At 64.1% G+C, this 20,383-nt stretch carries 22 protein-coding genes; 7 read left to right on the top strand and 15 right to left on the bottom strand.

Annotation, left to right across the window (positions count from 1 at the left end):
- Nucleotides 1–44: 44 nt before the first annotated feature.
- Both IVB24_RS21440 and IVB24_RS21435 read right to left on the bottom strand, forming a co-directional pair.
- On the bottom strand, nucleotides 45–449 hold the full coding sequence (locus tag IVB24_RS21440; protein WP_094973951.1) for a cupin domain-containing protein: 405 nt from the start codon (nucleotides 447–449) through the stop codon (nucleotides 45–47).
- Between the two features lie 18 nt (nucleotides 450–467).
- Nucleotides 468–1,166 (bottom strand): ribonuclease activity regulator RraA, encoded by a 699-nt coding sequence (locus IVB24_RS21435; RefSeq protein WP_247768535.1) that lies wholly within the window; start codon nucleotides 1,164–1,166, stop codon nucleotides 468–470.
- A gap of 249 nt (nucleotides 1,167–1,415) precedes the next feature.
- Here IVB24_RS21435 and pxpB point away from each other — a divergent pair, with 249 nt between their 5' ends.
- Genes pxpB through IVB24_RS21420 form a run of 3 tightly spaced genes read left to right on the top strand, consistent with a single transcriptional unit; the run spans nucleotide 1,416 to nucleotide 3,978 of the window.
- Nucleotides 1,416–2,147, top strand: a complete 732-nt coding sequence (gene pxpB / locus IVB24_RS21430; RefSeq protein ID WP_247768534.1) for a 5-oxoprolinase subunit PxpB — start codon at nucleotides 1,416–1,418, stop codon at nucleotides 2,145–2,147.
- Entirely contained in the window at nucleotides 2,144–3,181 is a 1,038-nt protein-coding gene (locus tag IVB24_RS21425) for a biotin-dependent carboxyltransferase family protein (protein ID WP_247768532.1), read from the top strand. Before pxpB ends, IVB24_RS21425 begins: the two co-directional genes overlap by 4 nt.
- Before the next feature lie 26 nt (nucleotides 3,182–3,207).
- Complete coding sequence (locus IVB24_RS21420; RefSeq protein WP_247768530.1) at nucleotides 3,208–3,978, top strand: 5-oxoprolinase subunit PxpA; 771 nt, start codon at nucleotides 3,208–3,210, stop codon at nucleotides 3,976–3,978.
- Here the strand turns inward: IVB24_RS21420 and IVB24_RS21415 are convergent, their stop codons facing one another.
- From IVB24_RS21415 to IVB24_RS21395, 5 genes are all read right to left on the bottom strand, one after another.
- Nucleotides 3,979–4,131: a hypothetical protein gene (locus IVB24_RS21415; RefSeq protein ID WP_174718688.1), complete on the bottom strand. Its 153-nt coding sequence runs from the start codon at nucleotides 4,129–4,131 to the stop codon at nucleotides 3,979–3,981.
- Between the two features lie 186 nt (nucleotides 4,132–4,317).
- Nucleotides 4,318–5,928 carry a sulfite reductase subunit alpha gene (locus IVB24_RS21410; RefSeq protein ID WP_247768528.1) on the bottom strand — a complete coding sequence of 537 codons (1,611 nt, stop codon included), beginning with the start codon at nucleotides 5,926–5,928 and terminating at the stop codon, nucleotides 4,318–4,320.
- The gene (locus IVB24_RS21405) at nucleotides 5,925–7,706 is read right to left on the bottom strand and encodes a NirA family protein (RefSeq protein ID WP_247768526.1); all 1,782 of its coding nucleotides are present in this window, start codon (nucleotides 7,704–7,706) and stop codon (nucleotides 5,925–5,927) included. Before IVB24_RS21405 ends, IVB24_RS21410 begins: the two co-directional genes overlap by 4 nt.
- A 334-nt stretch (nucleotides 7,707–8,040) precedes the next feature.
- Nucleotides 8,041–9,204 carry a CmpA/NrtA family ABC transporter substrate-binding protein gene (locus tag IVB24_RS21400; protein WP_247768524.1) on the bottom strand — a complete coding sequence of 388 codons (1,164 nt, stop codon included), beginning with the start codon at nucleotides 9,202–9,204 and terminating at the stop codon, nucleotides 8,041–8,043.
- Nucleotides 9,201–9,791: an ANTAR domain-containing protein gene (locus IVB24_RS21395; protein ID WP_094973960.1), complete on the bottom strand. Its 591-nt coding sequence runs from the start codon at nucleotides 9,789–9,791 to the stop codon at nucleotides 9,201–9,203. Before IVB24_RS21395 ends, IVB24_RS21400 begins: the two co-directional genes overlap by 4 nt.
- A 111-nt stretch (nucleotides 9,792–9,902) precedes the next feature.
- On the opposite strand from IVB24_RS21395, the gene rimO reads away from it, so the two are divergent.
- Nucleotides 9,903–11,228, top strand: coding sequence for a 30S ribosomal protein S12 methylthiotransferase RimO (gene rimO / locus IVB24_RS21390; RefSeq protein ID WP_247768522.1), 1,326 nt, complete (start codon nucleotides 9,903–9,905; stop codon nucleotides 11,226–11,228).
- A gap of 11 nt (nucleotides 11,229–11,239) precedes the next feature.
- Here the strand turns inward: rimO and IVB24_RS21385 are convergent, their stop codons facing one another.
- The 3 genes from IVB24_RS21385 to IVB24_RS21375 all read right to left on the bottom strand — a co-directional run bounded on the left by IVB24_RS21385 (nucleotide 11,240) and on the right by IVB24_RS21375 (nucleotide 13,129).
- On the bottom strand, nucleotides 11,240–11,659 hold the full coding sequence (locus tag IVB24_RS21385) for a carboxymuconolactone decarboxylase family protein (protein WP_166477109.1): 420 nt from the start codon (nucleotides 11,657–11,659) through the stop codon (nucleotides 11,240–11,242).
- Complete coding sequence (locus IVB24_RS21380) at nucleotides 11,592–12,023, bottom strand: MerR family transcriptional regulator (protein WP_166469319.1); 432 nt, start codon at nucleotides 12,021–12,023, stop codon at nucleotides 11,592–11,594. The genes IVB24_RS21385 and IVB24_RS21380 overlap by 68 nt, the downstream gene beginning before the upstream one ends.
- 158 nt (nucleotides 12,024–12,181) lie before the next feature.
- Nucleotides 12,182–13,129 carry a hypothetical protein gene (locus IVB24_RS21375; protein WP_247768521.1) on the bottom strand — a complete coding sequence of 316 codons (948 nt, stop codon included), beginning with the start codon at nucleotides 13,127–13,129 and terminating at the stop codon, nucleotides 12,182–12,184.
- 289 nt (nucleotides 13,130–13,418) lie between these two features.
- On the opposite strand from IVB24_RS21375, the gene IVB24_RS21370 reads away from it, so the two are divergent.
- Complete coding sequence (locus IVB24_RS21370) at nucleotides 13,419–14,060, top strand: hypothetical protein (protein WP_247768519.1); 642 nt, start codon at nucleotides 13,419–13,421, stop codon at nucleotides 14,058–14,060.
- Nucleotides 14,061–14,325: 265 nt separating this feature from the next.
- Nucleotides 14,326–15,516, top strand: coding sequence for an acetylornithine transaminase (locus IVB24_RS21365; RefSeq protein WP_247768517.1), 1,191 nt, complete (start codon nucleotides 14,326–14,328; stop codon nucleotides 15,514–15,516).
- A gap of 267 nt (nucleotides 15,517–15,783) precedes the next feature.
- Here the strand turns inward: IVB24_RS21365 and IVB24_RS21360 are convergent, their stop codons facing one another.
- Nucleotides 15,784–17,769 carry a trehalose-6-phosphate synthase gene (locus tag IVB24_RS21360; protein ID WP_247768515.1) on the bottom strand — a complete coding sequence of 662 codons (1,986 nt, stop codon included), beginning with the start codon at nucleotides 17,767–17,769 and terminating at the stop codon, nucleotides 15,784–15,786.
- A gap of 30 nt (nucleotides 17,770–17,799) precedes the next feature.
- On the opposite strand from IVB24_RS21360, the gene IVB24_RS21355 reads away from it, so the two are divergent.
- Complete coding sequence (locus IVB24_RS21355) at nucleotides 17,800–18,093, top strand: hypothetical protein (protein WP_247768513.1); 294 nt, start codon at nucleotides 17,800–17,802, stop codon at nucleotides 18,091–18,093.
- Here IVB24_RS21355 and IVB24_RS21350 read toward each other — a convergent pair.
- From IVB24_RS21350 to IVB24_RS21335, 4 genes are all read right to left on the bottom strand, one after another.
- Nucleotides 18,074–18,343 carry a DUF5985 family protein gene (locus IVB24_RS21350; RefSeq protein WP_247768511.1) on the bottom strand — a complete coding sequence of 90 codons (270 nt, stop codon included), beginning with the start codon at nucleotides 18,341–18,343 and terminating at the stop codon, nucleotides 18,074–18,076. The two genes, IVB24_RS21355 and IVB24_RS21350, sit on opposite strands and share 20 nt — an antisense overlap.
- Entirely contained in the window at nucleotides 18,340–18,603 is a 264-nt protein-coding gene (locus IVB24_RS21345) for a DUF5985 family protein (RefSeq protein ID WP_247768510.1), read from the bottom strand. The genes IVB24_RS21350 and IVB24_RS21345 overlap by 4 nt, the downstream gene beginning before the upstream one ends.
- Nucleotides 18,603–18,950 carry a hypothetical protein gene (locus IVB24_RS21340; protein WP_247768508.1) on the bottom strand — a complete coding sequence of 116 codons (348 nt, stop codon included), beginning with the start codon at nucleotides 18,948–18,950 and terminating at the stop codon, nucleotides 18,603–18,605. Before IVB24_RS21340 ends, IVB24_RS21345 begins: the two co-directional genes overlap by 1 nt.
- 439 nt (nucleotides 18,951–19,389) lie before the next feature.
- A complete protein-coding gene (locus IVB24_RS21335; protein ID WP_247768506.1) occupies nucleotides 19,390–20,364 on the bottom strand; it encodes a quinone oxidoreductase in 975 nt (324 codons plus the stop codon).
- Nucleotides 20,365–20,383 lie beyond the last annotated feature (19 nt).

Raw genomic sequence — 20,383 nt, 5'->3', positions numbered from 1 at the left:
ACGCATCGCCTTGGGGCGATGCGTCTTGACCGGGACACGAGGCGTCAGCCCAGCGCCGCCCCGTAGTCCGCGTCCGTGACCGGCTCAAGCCAGGTCGAGTAGACGCCATCGAGCGCTTCCTGCATGGCGATGTGGCACATGCCGTTGGTCGGCGAGGCCCCGTGCCAGTGCAGCTCACCCGGCGGAATCCAGACGGTGTCGCCGGGGCGGATTTCCCTGACCGGGCCGCCCTTGGTCTGGACGCGGCCGACGCCGGAGATGACATAGAGCGTCTGCCCGAGCGGATGGTGATGCCAATTGGTGCGCGCGCCCGGCTCGAACGCGACCCGCGAGCAGTTCAGCCGTGCCGGCGCGGGCGCCATGATCACGGGGTCCTGCCACACGGTGCCGGTGAAGTTTTCCTTGGGCGCGCGGCGGGTCGGCCGCGTACCTGCAACAGTGATCTCCATGGGGTGTCCTCGCTTCCGTTACTTCTTGCTGGCGGCGTAGCGCGCCTTGGTCTCGGCGTTCATGGGATAGAGGCCCGGCAGCACGGCGCCGTTGTTCACCTCGTTGACGATCCAGGCTTCCATGCGTTCCTGCTCGACGCCCTCGTTGAGCACGTGGTCGAGCATCGCCTGCGGGATCAGCACGCAGCCGTCCTGGTCGGCGACCACGATGTCGTTCGGAAAAACGGCAACCCCGCCGCAGCCGATCGGCTCGCCCCAGCCGACGAAGGTCAGGCCGGCCACGGAGGGCGGCGCGGAATAGCCGTCGCACCACACCGGGAGATTGGTGCCGAGCACGCCCTCGACGTCACGCACGACGCCATCGGTCACGAGCGCGGTGACGCCGCGCTTCATCATGCGGGCGCAGAGGATGTCGCCGAAGATGCCGGCATCGGTGATGCCCATGGCATCGACCACGGCAATGCAGCCCTCCGGCATCGCCTCGATCGCTGTGCGGGTCGAGATCGGCGACGACCAGGATTCCGGCGTCGCCAGATCCTCGCGCGCGGGCACGAAGCGCAGCGTGAAGGCCGGCCCCACCAGACGCGGCAGGCCCGGGCGCAGCGGCCGCGCGCCCCGCATCCACACATTGCGCAGGCCCTTCTTCAGCAGGACCGTGGTGATGGTGGCAGTGGTGATGCCGGCGAGGATCTTGCGGGCTTCGGGGGACAGCGACATGGAAACAGACGAGCTCCGGAGATGCGGGAAACAACGCGCGCATCTTGCGAGCCGCAGCCCTTGCGTCAAGGGCCAAGAGGCTAACAATTACGCAGGGCCGGTGGGCCGTTATGCGACGCGATAACAAGGCTTTATCGGCTTCCCCTGCATTAATTTATTGGACTTGCGGGCGCATTTACGCGAAGCAGGGTCGAGGCGGAACTCAAGATCGAGCCCGCGTATTCCCTCAAGGCCCAACTTCGACAGCTCATGGCCGTGCCGCTCCCTCCGCCCCGCCTTCTGCCCAGTGGCGACAGCGCCGTCGCGGTCGAGTTCAGCCGCACCATCGACGACGATGCCAACCAGCGCGTGCTGGCGCTGGACAAGGCGCTTGCAGCGAGCCCCATCGATGGCATCACCGAGACTGTGCCGACCTATCGCTCGCTGCTGGTGCATTACGATCCCGGCAAGATCGGTTTCGATGCGCTTGGCGAGAAGCTGCTGCCGATTGCCATTCAGCCGCCGCCCCCGGTGACCAGGGCGCGCCGCTGGCGCATTCCCGTCGCCTATGGCGGCGAGCATGGCATCGACCTCGAGGATGTCGCCAAGGCGCTCGACACCACGCCGGACGACATCGTCGCCCGACATGCGGGCGGCGACTACAAGGTGGCCATGATCGGATTCACGCCGGGCTGGTCCTATCTCAGCGGCCTCGACAAATCCCTGCACATGTCGCGCCGGCAGTCGCCGCGGCTGCTGACGCCCGCCGGCACGATCTCGATCGGCGGCGTTCAGGCCGGGATCCAGTGCCTGGCCGCCCCGAGCGGCTGGCATCTGCTCGGCCGCACGCCGGTCAGAACCTATCAGCTCCACCGCAATCCGACTTTCCTCACCGAACCCGGTGATCGCGTGACGTTTTTCGCCATCGACCACAAGGAGTTCGAGGAGCTGGATCGCGCTGCGGAAGCCGGCGAGATCGTCGCCGAGCAGGTGATCGCATGAGCCGCCTCGTCGTCGCCAGCATCGGCCCGGCCAGCTCCGTGCAGGACGGCGGACGCCACGGTGCGCAGCGCTACGGCCTGACGGTCAGCGGCGCCATGGATCGGCTGTCGCTGGCCGCGGCGAATACGCTGGTCGGCAACGCGCCGTTCGCAGCCGCTGTCGAGATCGGCCCGTTCGGCGCCGTCTTCACCGCGCATGACGGCGCGGTGCGCGTGGCGATTTCAGGCGCGCCGCGCAATGCGGACGTCGCAGGAAGCCCGGTCGCGATGGACAATTCGGTGACGCTGAAGGACGGCGAGACGCTGACGCTGGGCTTTGCCCGCGGCGGCGCCTTCACCTATCTCGCGATCGAAGGCGCCATCAAGGGCGAGCCGGTGTTCGGCAGTCTCGCCGTCAATGCCCGCGCCGGCCTCGGCAGCCCTTACCCGCGCCCGCTCCAGGCCGGCGACGAATTCAGCGTCGATGCCGCAAGCGGTGCGCCGGAGCTTCGGATCGAACTGCCGAAGCCGGTGAGCGGCCCGATCCGCGTCCTGCTGGGCCCGCAGGACGACGAGTTCGACGACGCCAACAAGGCGCTGTTCCTGGACAGCGAGTGGAAGATCTCGGCGACCTCCGATCGCATGGGCTATCGGCTCGAGGGCCCTGCCATCAAGCATCTGCACGGCCACAACATCGTCTCCGACGGTACCGTCAATGGCAGCATCCAGGTGCCCGGCAACGGCGCGCCGATCGCGTTGATGATGGACCGCGGCACCTCCGGCGGTTATCCCAAGATCGCAACGGTGATCACCGCCGATGTCGGCCGCCTCGCCCAGACCTCGGCGGGAACCGCGTTCCGTTTCAAGGCGGTCAGCATGGCCGAGGCGCAGGACGAGGCCAAGAAGTTCGCGCAACTGATCCGCAACCTGCCCGATCGCCTGCGCACCGCCGACAGCGTCGCGCTCAACATCGAGGCGCTCAGCGATGCGAACGTCGCGGGCTATGCGGTGAGCGCCGTGGATGCCGGGACCTGGCAGGTGACGGCGGAGCCATAAACGACACGACGACCGGAGAGCAACCCATGAAGACGATCGATCTCAATTGCGACCTCGGCGAAGGTTTCGGTGCGTGGGAGATGGGCAACGACGCTGCCATGATCGAGCTGGCGAGCTCGGTCAACGTTGCCTGCGGCTTCCATGCCGGCGATCCCGACATCATGCGCCGGACGGTGGAACTGGCGAAGGCGCGCGGCGTCTCGGTTGGCGCCCACCCCGGATATCGCGACCTTCACGGTTTCGGCCGGCATCCGATCGCCGGTCTGAAGGCGTCCGAGATCGAGAACCTCGTCGCCTACCAGATCGGAGCGCTGCAGGCGATCGCGACCGCGGCCGGCCACAAGGTCACCCATGTGAAGGCGCATGGCGCGCTCTCGAACGTCGCCTGCGAGGACGACATGACCGCCAAAGCCATCGCCGCCGGCATCCGGGCGGTCGATCCCAGCCTGATCTTCGTCGTGCTCGCCAATTCGAAGCTGGTGAAAGCCGGCGAGGACGCCAATCTGCCGATGGTGCACGAGGTGTTCGCCGACCGCGCCTATGAGGACGACGGCAACCTCGTCTCGCGCAAGAAGCTAGGTGCGGTGCTGCACGATGCCAAGGCGATCGCCGACCGCGTGGTGCGCATGGTGCAGGACGGCGCGGTGGTCTCGGTGACAGGCAAGGTGATTAAGATGCGCACGGACACGGTGTGTATTCACGGCGACACCCACGGTGCCGTCGAGATCGCGCGGACCTTGCGACAGGCGTTGAAGGATGCGGGGATCGAGCTCGCGCCGTTCAAGCGCGGCCCGTGATCAGAACGGATGCACCGACAGCGTGCCGAACACGATCGCCGCGATGACGGCAAAGGCACTGTAGAGCCCGAGGTGATGGGCGTTCGCCACGGTCCGACGCGAGAGCGAACGCGCGTAAAAGTGCAGCCTGGCTTCCGCCGATAATTCGCGCATGGTCGATCTCCGACGCCCCATTCGCGGGAGTATGAAGGATCAACCAGGGCGGGAGGCAAGATGCCGGAGGAAATAGCAATGCGCCTCCTGTGAGGAGGCTGCACCGAAGACGTAAATTCTCTTCGGATCCAGGTTCCGAGAATCTTATTCGTTCAAATCCGACCCAATCGGAACCGGCTCGGATGACTAGTATACGTCAGCCTGGAAGCGGCCGGTCTTCTTGAGCTCGGCGACGAAGCTGACGGCCTCATCCGTCGAACGTGCTCCGAACTGGGCGACGATGTCGACCAGCGCACGCTCGACATCCTTGGCCATGCGCTTGGCATCGCCGCAGATGTAGAGATGCGCGCCTTCGGCGAGCCAGGTCCACAATTCGCGGCCGACCTCGCGCATGCGGTCCTGCACGTAGAACTTCTTTTCGCCGTCGCGTGACCAGGCCAGCGACAAACGGGTCAACTGCCCCGAGGTCTTCATCGCGTTGAGCTCTTCCTGGTAGAAGAAGTCGCAATCGCTGCGCTGGTGGCCGAAGAACAGCCAGTTCTTGCCCGGCGCGCCGGTCGCCTTGCGGTCGAGCAGGAAGGCGCGGAACGGCGCGATACCGGTGCCGGGGCCGATCATGATGACAGGCGTCTTCGGATCTTCGGGCAAGCCAAAACCGTGCGCCTTCTGCACGTACACCTTGAGATTTTCGCCCTCATTGATGCGCTCACCGAGGAAGGTCGAGGCGACGCCGAGGCGCCTCCGCTTGCCGACGACGTAGCGCACGGAGTCGACCGTCAGCGACAGCTTTCCCGGCGTCGCATTGTGCGACGACGAGATCGAATAGAGCCGCGGCTGCAGCGGCTCCAGCGCCTCGACGAAGGCCTCCGGATGCGGCCGGGTGCCGGAAAACTTCTGCAGCGCCGCCATGACGTCGAGGGTGGCGGCATCGCCATCGGGATCCTCGCCCTGCGCCAGCGCCCGCGCCTTCTCGCGTTGCGCGCCGCCGGTGATGAAGGAGATCAATTCGAACAATGTGTCGGGTGCCGGCGACAGCGAGACGTCGTCGATCAGCACTTCGCGCAGCGTCTTGCCGTTGACTTTGGTGGTGTGGGAGGCGCCGAGCAGCGCGATGATCTGGTCGACGAGCCCGACCTCGTTGCGCGCGAACACGCCAAAGCTGTCGCCGACGACGTAGTCGAGCTTGCTCTCGGAAAGATCGAACTCGACGTGATAGGTTTCCTTTTCGGACTTGCCCTTGTTGAGCAGACGGCGCGACAGGAAGGTCGCGGTGACGGGGTTGTCGCGCGAGCGGCCCGGCTCTGCAATCGTCACGGTCACCGCCGGCGCGCTCACCGCGTTCGTCTTGTCAGACGCCTTGGCGGCCGCCGGGGCCTTGTCCAGCTCCTCGTACAGCGACTTCAGCATCCGCGCGGTTTCCTTGCCGCCGGGAACGCAGAGATTGAGCCGCGCCTCGCTCTTGCCCGCGATCGCTTCCGAATAGTCGTGGCAATTGTAGCCGCACTGGCCGCAATCCTGCTGCGCCATCGCCGCCATCATCTTGCGGCGCACGGGACGCCCCTCGGCGAGCTTCATCCGGTCGGCGATCGGCATGGTCTGGTCGTGCCACGGCGCCTCGCCGTCGTCGCCGTCGCCGGCTTGCATGACGGCGGCGCCCTGCTCCGCCGACAAGGGCGTTGCCACGTCAGGCGACAGCAGCCCGGCAAAGAAACCGTTCAGCCAGGAACGCTGCGCATCGGAGAACGGCGCGCTGGCGGGAATGATGTCGAGTTTCGGCGGAGGGGTGATCTGGTTCATGCGGACACCTCGGCATCAGCGAGCTTGCGCAGCGTCTCGCCGTCATGGCGGCGTACAAACGACAGGAAGGTTTCGTCAGGCGAGCTGCGATGGGCGATATAGGCCTTGAGCAGCCCTTCGACCGTCTTTGGAGCATCCTCAGCCTTGAGGTCGTGGTAGACCTCCTGCCCGACATCGGCGTCGGGACCGAACCCGCCGCCGGTGAAGAGGTGATAACCCTCCACCGTGTCCTCGTCGTTGACAGGCACGCGCGCACCGATCAGGCCGATATCGCTGATGTAATGCTGTGCGCAGGAATGGTGGCAACCGGTGACGTGGATGTTGACCGGCTTGTCCATGGCGACGCGCGGCTCGCACCAGTCGGCGATCTCGGCCGCGCTGCGCTTGGTGTCGGACGCGGCGAAACGGCAGCCGGCATTGCCGGTGCAGGCGATCAGGCCGGCACGGATGTGCGAGGCCTCGACCGCCAGCCCGATCTGCTTGATCGCGGCAATGGCTAGCTCGACGTTCTCGTCGCGCACACCAGATATCAGCAGGTTCTGCCAGACCGTCAGGCGGATCTCGCCGTCGCCGAGGTCGCGCGAGACCTTGGCAAGGCCGCGCATCTGATCGCAGGTGAGCTTGCCGAGCGGCAGCGACACGCCGATCCAGTTGAGTCCGTCCTGCTTCTGCTTGTGCACGCCGACATGCGCCATCCGGTCCGCGGCAGGCCGCGGCGCGAACGCTTCCTCCGGCACGCGCGTGAATGGCGTCTTCAGCCGCTCCTCGACCAGCTTGAGGAAGCCGTCATGGCCCATGGCATCGAGCACATATTTCAGCCGCGCCTTGTTGCGGTTGGTGCGGTCGCCATGGTCGATAAAGACGCGCACGATGGCATCGGCGACGGCGGTCGCCTGCTCCGGCTTGACGATGATGCCGGAATATTTCGCAAAGTCCTTGTGGCCGGTGATGCCGCCGAGGCCTAGGCGGAACCAGACCCCAGGCTCGACGCCGAACCCGTCCCTCACCTCATAGGCCGTGAAGGCGATGTCGTTGGTCTCTTCCAGCACCGCGATCCTGCCGGCACCGTCGAAGGCGACGTTGAACTTGCGCGGCAAGCCGCAGAGTGAGCGATCGTTGAGGATGTGATAGTGCCATTCGCGCGCATAGGACCGAGTGTCGATGATCTCCTGCGGATCGATGCCGGCGGTGGGCGTTCCCGTGACGTTGCGGATGTTGTCGGCGCCGGAGCCGCGCGAGCACAGGCCGAGATCCTGGATGCCCTCGATCAGCTTCACGGCATGTTTCGGCGGGATCTCGCGAAGCTGGAGATTGGCGCGCGTCGTGACGTGACTGTAGGGACCGCAGAGCTCGTCGGCGAGATCGGCAAGGCCCGACAGCTGCCAGTGCTTCATGATGCCGTTCGGAATCCGCAGCCGGCACATGTAGGAGTCCTGCGTCGGCGCGACATAGAAGATGCCATAATAGCGCCAGCGGAAATTGTCCGCCGGGCTTGGTGGCGTGTTGTCATGCGCCTGCTGACGCAGCCGCGGATAAGCGTCGAAGGGATGCTCGTCGCGCTTGATCTTCTCCTGGTCGGCGAGCTTCTTGCCCGCGGCGATGACCTTGTCCTGCGCCTTGATGTGCACGGCATCGGGACCGACAGGCTCGGCGTTTGCCTTGCCAGCGCCGCCGCCGAGACCGCGCCCGACCTTGCTGATCTGCAGACCGGTCGTAAAACCTTCGAGGTAGCGTTTCTGTTCGTCGGTAAAGTCGACTGAGAGCGTATCGATTTTCATGGTCGGTAACGAAGCTCCTGCGGCCACCTGGGTGGATCGACGGAATGAGAAACGACCCGCGAGGAACTCAGCTGGCCCCAAAGCCTGCTTCGCTACCCGACGGTCCAATCAGCTTCGTTGCTGTGGGACATGGCTCAGCAGGCATCTGCGACAAGCTGGCCGCACTGCAACATTCAAGTTGCGTGCCAGCTTGCTCAAAACGGAAAATGACGCGATCTCAGATGATTAGGTGTCTCGGCGGAACAAGTCGGCCAGCGTGTTTTCACGAAATTCGGGCAGTCAGGTCAACCTTTAGGCAATGGAACACCCTGCCCAAAGAATATGCGGGCCCGAATCAGGCCTTCCAACGTCCGACCTCGAAAGCCTCGAGGTGGCCCCGGATGTCGTCGGGATCGAAGGCGGGGCCGGCGAATGCTCCGAACGGAGCGGGAGGCTGCTCGGGCGGCCGGCGGCCGAGAGCCGCGTCGTAGAGATCCGATCTGAACACCGCCATCGCCGTCTTGACCCCCTCCGGGCTGAGCGCTGTCTGGCCCCAGCGCACCATCTGCGCATAGAGCCAGGCGGCCTGGACCGGATCGGGGCGCCCTGCTTCTTCGCGTCCAACCAGGAGGTAGCGGCTGCTTTCACGGAAGGTGCCATCCGGGGAAATCTTCAGACGTCCCGTCAGGGTGCGCTGGATGACTTCGGCATCGACGCCGATCCGCTCGGGCTGCGCCAGGATGCGCGCCGCCTCGGTCCGGTTGTCGGGATCCTCGATGAACGCGGCGGCTTTCACTGCCGCGCGCACCAGCGCCGCGACCGTGTCGGGGTTCTTTTCGGCCCAGACCTGGCGAACCGCCAGCACCTTCTCCGCCGCGCGCACCAGAATGTCGGAGACGAAATGCAGGATGTGACCGATGCCGAGATCGACCGCGATCGAATTCCAGGGCGCTCCGACGCAGAACGCGTCGACATGGCCGCTCTTGAGGCTGTCGACCATGTAGGGCGGCGGCAGCACCACGAGGCGCACGTCCTCGTCGGGATCGACGCCGCCTGCCGCCATCCAGAACCGCAATTGGTAATTGTGGGTCGAGAACGGAAAGGTCATGCCGAAGGTCAGCGGCTCGGCCCCCGCCTTACGGCGCTTGGCAACGACCTTCGCGAGCGCTTTCGCCGTCACCATCGGATCGAAACGGTCGCCGTCGATCTCCTCCATCAGCGCGGCGTGGAGCGCCGGCGACACCGTGATCGCGTTGCCGTTGATGCCGAGATTGAAGGGCGCGGCGATCGGCACCTTGACGTGACCGAGCCCGAGCGAGGACGCGATCGCCACTGGCGCGAGCAGATGCGCGGCGTCGAACAGGCCGATATTGAGCTTGTCGCGGACGTTCGACCAGGAGACCTCGCGCACCAGCTCGACGTCGAGCCCTTCGGCGGCGGCAAATCCCTTGTCGACCGCGACGATCAGCGCGGCGGAATCGACCAAGGGGATGAACCCGATGCGGAGGGGGGTCGTCATTTCAGCATCTCCGACGCGGTGATGATCGACTGCGCGATCTCGCCGATTTTCTTCTTCTCGCGCATCGCGGTTGAGCGCAGCAGCACATAGGCCTCGTCCTCGGTGAGGCCCTTGACCTTCATCAGGATGCCCTTGGCGCGTTCGATGACCTTGCGGTCCTCGAGTTGCGATTTGGTGCGATCGAGCTCCTCCTGGAGCTTGGCGAAGGCATTGAAGCGGGACACGCAGAGGTCGAGGATCGGCTTGATGCGCTCCTTCTTCAGCCCGTCGACGATGTAGGCGGAAACCCCCGCCTCGACCGAGGCCTGGATCGAGGCTGAATCGCTCTGGTCGACGAACATCGCGATCGGCCGCTTCACGGCGCGGCTGACCTGGAACATCGCCTCCAGCACGTCGCGGCTGGGGTTCTCGAGATCGATCAGGATGATCTCGGGGTCGACCGCATAAATACGGGCGAGCAGGCTCTGCATCTCGCTGATGTGGACGACCTGCGTGAAGCCGGCCTCGCGCAATCCCTCCTGCAGGATCGCGGCCCGGATCGGGCTTTCGTCGACAATCACGATTTTGGGCGACTGGTCGGCGTTCATGGCTCACTCACGGCAGGTGATTCATCCATAGCACGCCGGATCGCCCTGCAAAGGGTTGTAATTGTGGGCAATTGGGACTAGCTCAGGCCTGTCAATCAGGCAGATTTGGATATGGATCAGACGGCTGCGCCCAAGGTCAGCTTCGTGTCGCTCGGGTGTCCCAAGGCCTTGGTGGATTCCGAGCGCATCATCACGCGCCTGCGCGCCGAGGGCTATGAACTCGCCCGCAAGCATGACGGGGCGGACATCGTCATCGTCAACACCTGCGGCTTCCTCGACAGCGCCAAGCAGGAATCGCTGTCGGCGATCGGCGAGGCCATGGCCGAGAACGGCAAGGTGATCGTCACAGGCTGCATGGGCGCAGAACCGGAAGCGATCGAGCAGGCCTATCCCGGCGTGCTCTCCATCACCGGCCCGCAGCAATATGAGAGCGTGCTCGACGCCGTGCACCGCGCGCTGCCGCCGGCACACAATCCGCACATGGACCTGGTGCCGCCGCAGGGCATCAAGCTGACACCGCGCCATTACGCGTATTTGAAGATATCCGAGGGCTGCAACAACCGTTGCACCTTCTGCATCATCCCGAAGCTGCGCGGCGATCTCGTCTCGCGGCCGGCCAATGACGTGCTGCGCGAGGCCGAGCGCCTGGTCGGCGCTGGCGTCAAGGAGCTGCTGGTGATCTCGCAGGACACTTCGGCCTATGGCGTCGATCTCAAATATGCGGAGAGCCCGTGGAAGGACCGCCAGGTCCGCGCCAGATTCCTCGACCTCGCGCGTGAGCTCGGCGAGCTCGGGGCCTGGGTGCGACTGCAATACGTCTATCCCTACCCGCATGTCGACGAGGTCATCGCGCTGATGACGCAAGGCACGGTGCTGCCCTATCTCGACATCCCGTTCCAGCATGCGAGTCCCGAAGTGCTGAAGGCGATGAAGCGCCCGGCGGCGCAGGACAAGACGCTGGCGCGCATCAAGCGCTGGCGCGAGGAATGTCCTGATCTCGCCCTGCGCTCGACCTTCATCGTCGGCTTCCCCGGCGAGACGGACGCCGACTTCGCTTATCTACTCGATTGGCTCGACGAGGCCGAGATCGACCGCCTCGGCTGCTTCAAATACGAGCCGGTTGCCGGTGCGACCTCGAACGCGATCGAGAACCCGGTGCCCGAAGAGGTCAAGCAGGAGCGCTACAACGCGCTGATGGCCCGGCAGCAGAAGATCTCGGCGCGCAGGCTGAAGCGCAAGGTCGGCACCCGCCAGCAGATCATCATCGACGAGGTCGGTCCGACCGTGGCCAAGGGCCGCTCCAAAGCCGATGCGCCGGAGATCGACGGCGCGGTGTACCTGACGAGCCGCCGTCCCTTGCGCGTCGGCGAGATCGTCACCGCAAAGATCGAACGCGCCGACCAGTATGATCTGCACGGCAGTGTCGCGGGGTTCTGACGGTCACGGCGTCATGTGCCGTTGCCCGGCGCCTGCTGTCCGTCATGCGCGGCGAACACCTCCTTGGCTGCGAACAGCCCGTTCAGCGCCGCCGGGAAGCCCGCATAGACGGCCATCTGCATGACGATCTCCACGATCTCGTCGCGAGACAGCCCGACGTTCAGACCCGCCTCGATATGCACCTTGAGCTGAGGCGCGGCATTTCCGAGTGCCGTCAGCGCGGCGATCGTCGCGATCTCTCGATCGCGCAGGCCGAGGCCCGGGCGACAGTAGATGTCGCCGAAGGGAAACTCGATCACGTATCGTGCGAAGTCCGGAGCGATGTCGGCGAGCGAAGCGATGACTTTCTCGCCGGCACTGCCGTCAATGCGTGACAGGGCCCGCTGACCGCGATCGAAGCGGCTTTCGGCTTGTGTTTGGGCGTGCGTCATTTTCCTTCGTCCTCTGTTCGCCGCCGGCATAGCCGGCGATCTTGGTATCAAGGACGAGCAGGCATTCCTGGAGTTCGGCGATCTGCGTGCGAACCTGTTCCCGGTGGACTTCCAGCATCTGCCGCCGGGCTGGCCCGGTGGCGTCGCCGTCGTCACGAAGCGCCGCGTAACGCAACATGTCCCGGATCGGCATTCCGGTGGTCTTGAGCCGACCGAGGAATTCGATCCATGTGAGGATCGATGCGTCAAAATCACGTTGACCGGAGCGATCCCGGTCAGCGTATGGCAGCAGCCCGATGCGCTCGTAGTAGCGCAGCGTATGGGTCGACAAGCCGGTTCGTTTTGCAAGGTCGCCGATCTTCATGTGTGCCCGTTCTCGTACTGACGCACGTACAGATACCCCTTCGAGCGTGCTCTAAGTCAAGAGGGATCGAAGGTGCCGTTCCCGTGAGGTCGAGGTGGCGCGTCAGCGAAAGATTTCGCCGCGCCCTGCTGGGCGGCAGCATCGAAGACGTCCGAGCTTCAATATCCCGCCAGCCATTTCGGCACCCAGCGCTCCGGCCTTGGAGCGCGGGCGAGATCGGCTTTCGCTTCGGCAAGCAGCGCCGGCTCGCCGTCGATGGTCGGACGCACGTCGTATGCGAAGTTCGGCATGACGCGGCCATCGGCATAGAGGCCAAATCTCATCGCGAACCACAGCCCGAGTTCCGGCTGGGCCTTCCGCATCTCCTCGCGCAGGTCGCGCAGCAGGGATTCGATCGAGGAGGCTTCCGCGAACGGCTGCGGGCCGCGTGAAAGAATGCGGGCCTCGTACTGCTTGCCGACAATCGCGACCTCGAAATGCGTCTTGTCCCATGCATCCTTGCCCTTGGGCAGATGCGCAGCCAGGCGCCAGCCAAGCTCCGCCATCAGGCGGTGATTGGCCCAATACTCTTCGCGATCCCGGCTCCATTTTTCGACGAAGCCGCGAAAATCCGGAAGCTCCGCTGCACCGTCATCGCACGCCGCCTTGTCGCCGGCTGCCTGCCCCGCGAGCCATTGTGCCAGCTCGACGGTCTGGCACGCGACCTCTTCGTGCGGCTTCAGATCGCTCCACGCCTTGTCGAATTGCTGCGACGTCAGCTTCGCCAGCAACCCGTCGAGGCTTGGCGCGAGCAGCTCATGGTCGCCCTCGGAGCCGAGCCCCACGATCGGCGGGTTGTCGCGATCGAGACCCGCGCCATACCAGCCGCCGACGGCCGATCCGTCCGGCAGCCGCATGAACAGCGAAAACCTGTCGCGCAAGGGACTACCGTCGAAGATCGGCGCCTGATCGGAGAACTGGCCTTGCAGGGAGAAGCAGCCGACGCTGCCCCACGGTCGTCCCTTCAGCCAATCGGCAAAGTCGACCAGGAGCGATGGCACCTCGATGCCGGGCGGAAACGCGCCGCGAATGCTGTCGAGGTCGATCGGGTAAGGCGTATCGGACAAGGTTCAAAGCGATCTGTTGGTCCCGCCCCTCTTGGTCTGTCCCCGGCGATATCCGGTTCGAGCCAATTTTCGCGCGTCGATCACAAACGCGCTAGAGGCGTGAAAGTTTCCGTCGAAAGACGCGGTGAGATTCGCTCGCGACGGGTTCGGAAAAGTTACCACAAATTTCTCGCGCATCATCCACGCGGGCGACGACACGAGCCGGCAATGCGACACTATAATGCATTCACGCAGAGGTCACGGACTCGTCCTAACTCTCGCTCGCTTTCAACGCGAGCGAGGAATGAGGATGAGCCGCCTCTCGGACATGCTGCGCACGCAGCGCTTCGACGATTACCGCTTCTACCACCAGAGCACTGTCAACCAGACATTGCACCTGATCAGCGCCATGATCTTCCTCGGCTGCTACGCGCTGTTGTTCGCAGACCCCGCACTTGCCGGCATCGTCGGCTGGCTGGCGATGCTGACGCGGCAGACCGGGCATTTCTTCTTCGAGCCGAACGGCTACGACGCCGTCAACGACGTCAGCAACGATTACAAGGAGGCGGTGAAGGTTGGCTACAACCAGACCCGCAAGATCGTCCTGCTGCTGGTCTGGGGCAGCGCGCCGATCGCCCTGTACGCGTTCCCTGCCCTGTTCGGACTGTTCGATCCGCCCGCCACGCGTCTCGATTTCGTCCGTCACGTCGGCGCGCTCTGGCTCGCGATCGGCATCGGCGGCGGCCTCATTCGCATGATCCAGCTGTTCGTCACCCGCGACGTCACGACTGGCCTCGTCTGGGTGTTCAAGGTGCTGACTGACCCCTTCCACAACATCGCGCTGTACTGGAATTCGCCGCTCAAGCTGATGCGCGGCGAGTTCATCGATAGCGCGATTGCGGACGCGGATTGGGCCGACGAGGATACCGAGCAAGCCGCCCACCTGACCTGATCGATGCAGGCCAGGCGGGCGTTCGGCAAACGTCCGCTTGACAAAGCCCGGCATTCGCGTGTATTGCCGCGCCCCATGATCAACCGGACCAACCAGCGCACCGAAATGCTCCGCCGTCGCTCGCGCGACGACGAGAGGGTGCGCCATGTCCGACGACGCTGCTGAATAACTGAAATCAGCCGAGTTTTCGAGAAGGCCGCACCCGCAAGGTGTGGCCTTTCTGCTTTTTGCGCCCCATTTTCACCCGCCTCCAGAGGAGTACGACATGACCACGCATCCGTATGACGCGCTGATGGACATCACCGCACGGCCCAAGGCCGTGTTCGTCCGCGGCGCGGGCTCCTACCTCTGGGACGACAGCCGCAAGCGCTATCTCGATTTCGTGCAGGGCTGGGCCGTGAACTGCCTCGGCCACTCCCCGTCCGTCATCGCGGAAGCTCTTGCCGCGCAAGCCAACCGGCTGCTGACGCCGAGCCCGGCCTTCTACAATGAGCCGAGCCTGAAGCTGGCGCAAGCGCTGGTCGACAACAGCGCGTTCGACCAGGTGTTCTTCGCCAATTCCGGCGCCGAGGCCAATGAAGGCGCGATCAAGCTCGCGCGGAAGTACGGCAGTCTGCACAGAGGCGGCGCGTTCGAGATCATCAGCTTCGAAGGCGGCTTCCACGGCCGAACGCTGGCGACGATGTCGGCCTCGGGCAAGAAGGCGTTCGAGCCGCTGTTCGAGCCGAAGGTCGCGGGCTTCAAGAAGGCGAAGCTGAACGACATCGCCTCGGTCGAGAAGCTGATCAACGACAACACCGTCGCGGTGATGCTCGAGCCGATCCAGGGTGAGTCAGGCGTGTGGCCTGCGACCGATCAGTTCCTGCAGGAGTTGCGCGCGCTCACCGAGGCGCATGGCCTCCTGCTGATCTTCGACGAGATCCAGACCGGCATGGGACGGACCGGAAAACTCTTCCACTACGAGCACACGGGGATTGCGCCCGACATCATGACGCTCGGCAAGGGCATTGGCGGCGGCGTGCCGCTCGCCGCCCTGCTCGCGACCGAACATGCCTCCTGTTTCGAGCACGGCGACCAGGGCGGCACATTCAACGGCAACCCGTTGATGTGCGCGGCGGGGCTCGCCGTGCTCGAGGAGATCGGCAAGCCCGACTTCCTGAAACAGGTCACCGAGACCGGCCTGCTGCTCGAAAGCGAGCTGCAGAAAGTCTCGGCGCGGCATGGTCTCGGCGGCGTGCGAGGACGCGGGCTGTTGCTGGCGCTTGACCTCAAGCTGCCGATCGCGCCCGGCATCGTCGCGCAGGCGTTCGAGGCAGGCGTGCTTCTCAACGCGCCGCAGCTCGACACGCTCCGGTTCATGCCGGCGCTGAACGTCACGAAGGCAGAGATCGCCGAGATGATCGATTGTCTCGACGGGATTCTGACCAAGGCCGGCGCGGCACGGCGGGTGGCGTAACACCACTCTGATGACGGTGCCGTCGCGCGTTTCGCGCGGCGGCCTTCGTGTTGCAGGCTCTGGCGAGCCGTGTCACATGACGCGATGACGGTGATGGGGCATGTCGCGAAAGACGCGAAAGCGATCCTTCACAATCCTTTCGCATTCGCAGGCTTGCTGACGCAGCCCGGCTAGCCTTCGATCCCAGGGCTGCATTTTGACATAGTAGCGCAGGCTCCGGAGATGGAATTGCGACGGGCGAATTGCCCGTCCTGCCGGGATCACGCCTCAACCGTCGGCCTGCTTCTTTCTCGGCGACGCAGACCAATCCGTCCGCGCCCCTGCTCCCGTCGGATGCGCGTTCTCACCGGATTCGGTCAGAGCGACGATCCGCTCGCGGGTGCGCCGGCGCGCAGCATCGACCAGCATGGTCCCCGCCCAGCGGTAGACGTTGTTCTCCTTGACCTGTTGTCGCATCAGCTTCATCCGTTCGACCTGCTCGTCCAGGGGCATGGTCATGGCACGCTTGATCGCAGCGGCGAACTCTTCGGTGTCGTAGGGATTGACGATCAACGCCTCAGACATCTCGCGCGCCGCGCCGGTGAAACTCGACAGCACGAGCACACCCGCATTGTCGTCGCGGCAGCTGACGAATTCCTTGGCGACGAGGTTCATGCCGTCATGCAGGCTGCCGACGATGCAGACGTCTGCGGCGCGGAACAGCTTGAACACGTCGCTCGATTCGTAGTGTCGCGCGACCAGCCGAATGGGGGGCTGACCATCCCGGTGACGGCCGTTGATCTCAGATGCGAGGTCTTCCGCCTCCGACTGTAGCCGCGAATATGTGCCGAGCTTGCTGCGCGTCGGCGCTGCGACTTGAATGAAGACGAGCCGCCCTTTCCAGGATGGATCGCGGGTCAACAACGCATCGATCGCCCGCATGCGGTCGGGTATGCCTTTGGTGTAGTCGAACCGCTCGACACCGACGATCACCTTGGTCTCCTTGGCAAGGTCGAACCTCTCCAGGATTTCCGCCCGGCACGTGTCCCGCGCCGGCACCCCCGCGAGCGCGTTGGGAGGCCATTCAATCGAGATGGGATAGGCACGAATCCTGGTCTCGTGACCGCCAAGGCTGACGGCCTGCACCTCACGATCGATCCGGCTCTCCACGAAACGATCGACGCACTCGACGAAATTGTTGCAATGGAGTTGGGTATGAAATCCGAGGATGGTGCTTCCCAGCATCCCCTCGATGATCTCGCGCCTCCAGGGACAGATGCTGAACGTCTCGGCATTTGGCCATGGAATGTGCCAGAACGAGATGATGGTCGCCTTCGGCAACCGCTGCCGGATCATCTTCGGAGCGAGCGCGAAGTGATAGTCCTGCACCAGCACTACCGGATCTTCGGTTCGTGCCTCGGCGACGACGGCATCCGCGAAACGCTGATTGATCCGTTGATACGTCTGCCAATCGTCGATCCGGAACGACGGACGCACGAATACGATATGACACAGCGGCCACAGCCCCTCGTTGGCAAAGCCGTAATAGTAGCCGTCCTGCTCCGCATCGGAGATCCAGACGCGGCGTAGCGAATAAGCGGGCGAGCCCTCCGGAACCCTGATCCTGTCGTTCGCATCGACGGTGTCCCGGTCCGCGCTCCCGCTGCCGTGGGCGATCCAGGTGCCCCCGCAAGCCCGCATGATCGGTTCCAGCGCCGAAACGAGTCCGCTTGCCGGCCGCTGCACGACAACTCCGTCATCCGACCGGTTGTGAATATACGGCTCGCGGTTCGACACGACCAAGACCTCGGCGCCCGGCAGCACACCGTGAAGCAGCTCTTGAAGCGCCTTCGGCGTCCAGTCGATCTGGTGCGCCAAGGTAAAGTCCTCGGTCCGCCGCAACAGCTTGTGGATCTGGCGGTCGAGCGCAGAGCCGGCCGCCATCGGACGCCCCGTCGCGGTACCGAGGCGCACCTCGTCAACCGCACGCCGGAGCGAGTTCATCCAGCTCCTTAGCATCAGGATGGCAAATATGATGGTCCCGACCGTCAGAACCAGCACGGCGCCGGCCAGAGAGGCCAGCAGGTAGGCCAGCACTTGGCTCGAGCGTGCGCTCGCAAAGCTCAGATCGGTGAGGATGACGAGGTATGAGCGACCTTTGGTGCTGCCGACCGGAAATGCAGCAACGAGAACTCGCCGTCCGCCGCTGGCGATGTCGGAGAAGCTTTCGTTCTCGGATCTTGCGATTTTGTCGCAGCCAAAACTCGCCGGCATTTCGGGAGTCGGCGCAATCAGTGCTCCCGCGTGGCTGCAGAAGCCAACCGCCAGTATCTTCTTGTCCTGCGCCACGCGCCCAAACAGCTCGCTCAGTCGATCCCAGGACTGATCCTCGATGTCACGATCGAGAAACGGCTGGATCGCATTGAAGACGAGCCTGGATCGCGCCTCGACATCACTGCGCGACCATTGCTGAACGATTCCTCCCGTGAACGGCGAGATACCGAATGCTACGATCAGAGCAACGGCGATGCCGAAGACGCCGAAGCGGAGAAAATCCCTGAAGCGGAACGGCATGACTTCAGCGCGACCGGTTCTTGACTGTGATCGCAGCGATGATCAGCGCAAACATTGCAAGCCTCAGCAGGTAGAACACCGGTTCAATCTCATTTGAAACGTGAGTGAGTCCGAGAGCAGCGCGGCTGATCGTATCGATCCCGAACGCCAGGGCGAACAGCAGGAAGAAGACATCGGAAGTCTGGCGCCAGAACTTCACGAAGAAGAGCGTCGTCGCGAACGAAGCCATCGCCACCGCTCCGGAAAGGACCATCGAAAGATTGTTCGCGATCATTCGGTGTCCCAGATCAATCCGTAGAGAAGCACGGTCATCGCGATCAGCGCAACCAGCAAACGCATCGATGACAGGTCGATATCGGGTAGTATCACCTTGTCGAGCACCAGGATCACGTTGTTTACCGCGAGCCCCACGAAGCACAGGCCGCTCCACAGCAGCAGCCGATATTTCTTCAGACGGTAGGCGCCGAGCAGCATCCCCGCACAAACCGCAGACGTCGCCGCGCACAGCCCGTAGATGAGGGAGGCCACCATCATCACCCCTTTCGGAACTTGAAGGCGTCGGCGAATGAGCCGATCCGGCGAGGTTTCGAGTGAACGATGTTCGTGACGGGAATGAGATGGCGCGAGTACACCTCCACGAGTTGCTCGATCATCGCCCGATTCTGGTCGGGCACGCCTTCCAGGCGATAGATGTCATCGACGCAGGACAATAGTTCGGAAGTGCAAAGCCGGCTCAAGGCCTCGGCGGCTTCGGCCTTGCTGATATAGAGCCGCTCCGCAAGCCGCGTGGCGCTCCACTGCGACCGGGGATCAGATCGAATAAGAAGAAGCGATTCGATCTGTGCCACGGAATCGATCCGCTCCAAAATGAAGTCGCGCAATTCGTCGGAAACGTACTGATCTACCATAGTGAGCATACGAGCATTGCATGTCGTGACCGGAGACGTTCCACGAGCGCACCCGCCGACGATCCGTGGCTAGTCGTTGGCGTCGTTCTTGGGTCTTTCGGTATTGCAGGCGAGACAAACCGATCGCACCACCATGCGTCCCGCCACCGCGCGTCGTTCGTGCAGATGCGGCGTCCTCGTCCCGCAGTCTGCGCAGTGCGCCTCCGGGTGCCTGAATTCGACCTTCGCAGTTTTTGACATCTTGCCCCCAAGCCAGACCATCAACATTTCATCGCCGCAACCACGATCGAATCGTGGCGGCTTCGAGAACGTGATGTGCTGGAAACGTGGACGCAATCGGGCCTTAGGCGCCATTTGTGCGATACCGTACCGAGAATTCGGCAGGTTCGCGCGGTGTTCCGCGCCCGACCTCTCAAGGCTTCAAGATCGAAGCCCCCGTGGTCTTGCGGCTTTCGAGATCGATATGCGCTTTGGCGGCGTCCTTGAGTGCGTAGGCATGGTTGATCGGCACGTGCAGCTTGCCGTTGATGACCGCGGCGAACAGTGTGTCGGCGCCTTCGAGCAGCTCCTTGCGCGTCCCGACGTAATCATTGAGCTTCGGCCGTGTCGCAAACAGCGAGCCGTGATTGTTGAGCTCGGCGATCGAGAACGGCGGCACCGGACCTGAGGCGTTGCCGAAGGAGACGAACATGCCGCGCGGCTTCAGGCACGACAGCGAGCCCGGGAAGGTCGACTTGCCGACGCCGTCATAGACGACGTCGCAGCCCTCGTTGCGGCTGATCTGCTTGACGCGCGCGACGAAATCCTCCTCGTTGTAAAGGATGACGTGATCGCAGCCATTGGCCTCGGCGAGCTCGGCCTTCTCGCGCGAGCCGACCGTGCCGATGACGTGGGCCCCGAGCGCCCTCGCCCATTGGCAGGCCAGAAGGCCGATGCCGCCGGCGGCGGCATGGATCAGCACGCGGTGATGCGGCTCGACCTTGAAGGTCTTGTGCAGGAGATACCAGACGGTCAGCCCCTTCAGCATCAACACGGCGCCCTGCTCGTGGGTGATGTGATCGGGCAGCTTGACCAGCTTCTCCCAGGGAATGTTGCGCTCGCCGGTGTAGGCGCCGAGATTGTGGTAGTAGGCGACGCGGTCGCCGGGATGGAAATTCGTCACGCCCGGCCCGACCGCGATGACTTCGCCCGAGGCCTCGTTGCCGACGATGAAGGGCAGCCCCGGCGCCTTGTAGAGACCGGTGCGGTAATAGACGTCGATGAAGTTCAGGCCGACCGCATGCTGGCGGATGCGCACCTCGCCGGGGCCGGGCGCCGGAACATCGACGCTCTCATAGACCAGGGCTTCGGGGCCTCCGACCTTGTGCACACGGACCGCTTTGGTCATCTTCTGACCTCCTCTTCTC

This window comes from Bradyrhizobium sp. 192, from assembly GCF_023100965.1.
Classification (GTDB): domain Bacteria; phylum Pseudomonadota; class Alphaproteobacteria; order Rhizobiales; family Xanthobacteraceae; genus Bradyrhizobium; species Bradyrhizobium symbiodeficiens.
The sequence above is the reverse complement of the archived record's forward strand: the minus strand, read 5'-3'. Positions and strand labels throughout refer to the sequence as shown.

Excerpts from the sequence above, each read along its gene's own strand:
- IVB24_RS21440 (WP_094973951.1), bottom strand. The coding sequence starts at position 449 with ATGGAGATCACTGTTGCAGGTACGCGGCCGACCCGCCGCGCGCCCAAG.
- IVB24_RS21435 (WP_247768535.1), bottom strand. The coding sequence starts at position 1,166 with ATGTCGCTGTCCCCCGAAGCCCGCAAGATCCTCGCCGGCATCACCACT.
- pxpB (WP_247768534.1), top strand. The coding sequence starts at position 1,416 with ATGGCCGTGCCGCTCCCTCCGCCCCGCCTTCTGCCCAGTGGCGACAGC.
- IVB24_RS21425 (WP_247768532.1), top strand. The coding sequence starts at position 2,144 with ATGAGCCGCCTCGTCGTCGCCAGCATCGGCCCGGCCAGCTCCGTGCAG.
- IVB24_RS21420 (WP_247768530.1), top strand. The coding sequence starts at position 3,208 with ATGAAGACGATCGATCTCAATTGCGACCTCGGCGAAGGTTTCGGTGCG.
- IVB24_RS21415 (WP_174718688.1), bottom strand. The coding sequence starts at position 4,131 with ATGCGCGAATTATCGGCGGAAGCCAGGCTGCACTTTTACGCGCGTTCG.
- IVB24_RS21410 (WP_247768528.1), bottom strand. The coding sequence starts at position 5,928 with ATGAACCAGATCACCCCTCCGCCGAAACTCGACATCATTCCCGCCAGC.
- IVB24_RS21405 (WP_247768526.1), bottom strand. The coding sequence starts at position 7,706 with ATGAAAATCGATACGCTCTCAGTCGACTTTACCGACGAACAGAAACGC.
- IVB24_RS21400 (WP_247768524.1), bottom strand. The coding sequence starts at position 9,204 with ATGACGACCCCCCTCCGCATCGGGTTCATCCCCTTGGTCGATTCCGCC.
- IVB24_RS21395 (WP_094973960.1), bottom strand. The coding sequence starts at position 9,791 with ATGAACGCCGACCAGTCGCCCAAAATCGTGATTGTCGACGAAAGCCCG.
- rimO (WP_247768522.1), top strand. The coding sequence starts at position 9,903 with ATGGATCAGACGGCTGCGCCCAAGGTCAGCTTCGTGTCGCTCGGGTGT.
- IVB24_RS21385 (WP_166477109.1), bottom strand. The coding sequence starts at position 11,659 with ATGACGCACGCCCAAACACAAGCCGAAAGCCGCTTCGATCGCGGTCAG.
- IVB24_RS21380 (WP_166469319.1), bottom strand. The coding sequence starts at position 12,023 with ATGAAGATCGGCGACCTTGCAAAACGAACCGGCTTGTCGACCCATACG.
- IVB24_RS21370 (WP_247768519.1), top strand. The coding sequence starts at position 13,419 with ATGAGCCGCCTCTCGGACATGCTGCGCACGCAGCGCTTCGACGATTAC.
- IVB24_RS21365 (WP_247768517.1), top strand. The coding sequence starts at position 14,326 with ATGACCACGCATCCGTATGACGCGCTGATGGACATCACCGCACGGCCC.
- IVB24_RS21360 (WP_247768515.1), bottom strand. The coding sequence starts at position 17,769 with ATGCCGGCGAGTTTTGGCTGCGACAAAATCGCAAGATCCGAGAACGAA.
- IVB24_RS21350 (WP_247768511.1), bottom strand. The coding sequence starts at position 18,343 with ATGATCGCGAACAATCTTTCGATGGTCCTTTCCGGAGCGGTGGCGATG.
- IVB24_RS21345 (WP_247768510.1), bottom strand. The coding sequence starts at position 18,603 with ATGATGGTGGCCTCCCTCATCTACGGGCTGTGCGCGGCGACGTCTGCG.
- IVB24_RS21335 (WP_247768506.1), bottom strand. The coding sequence starts at position 20,364 with ATGACCAAAGCGGTCCGTGTGCACAAGGTCGGAGGCCCCGAAGCCCTG.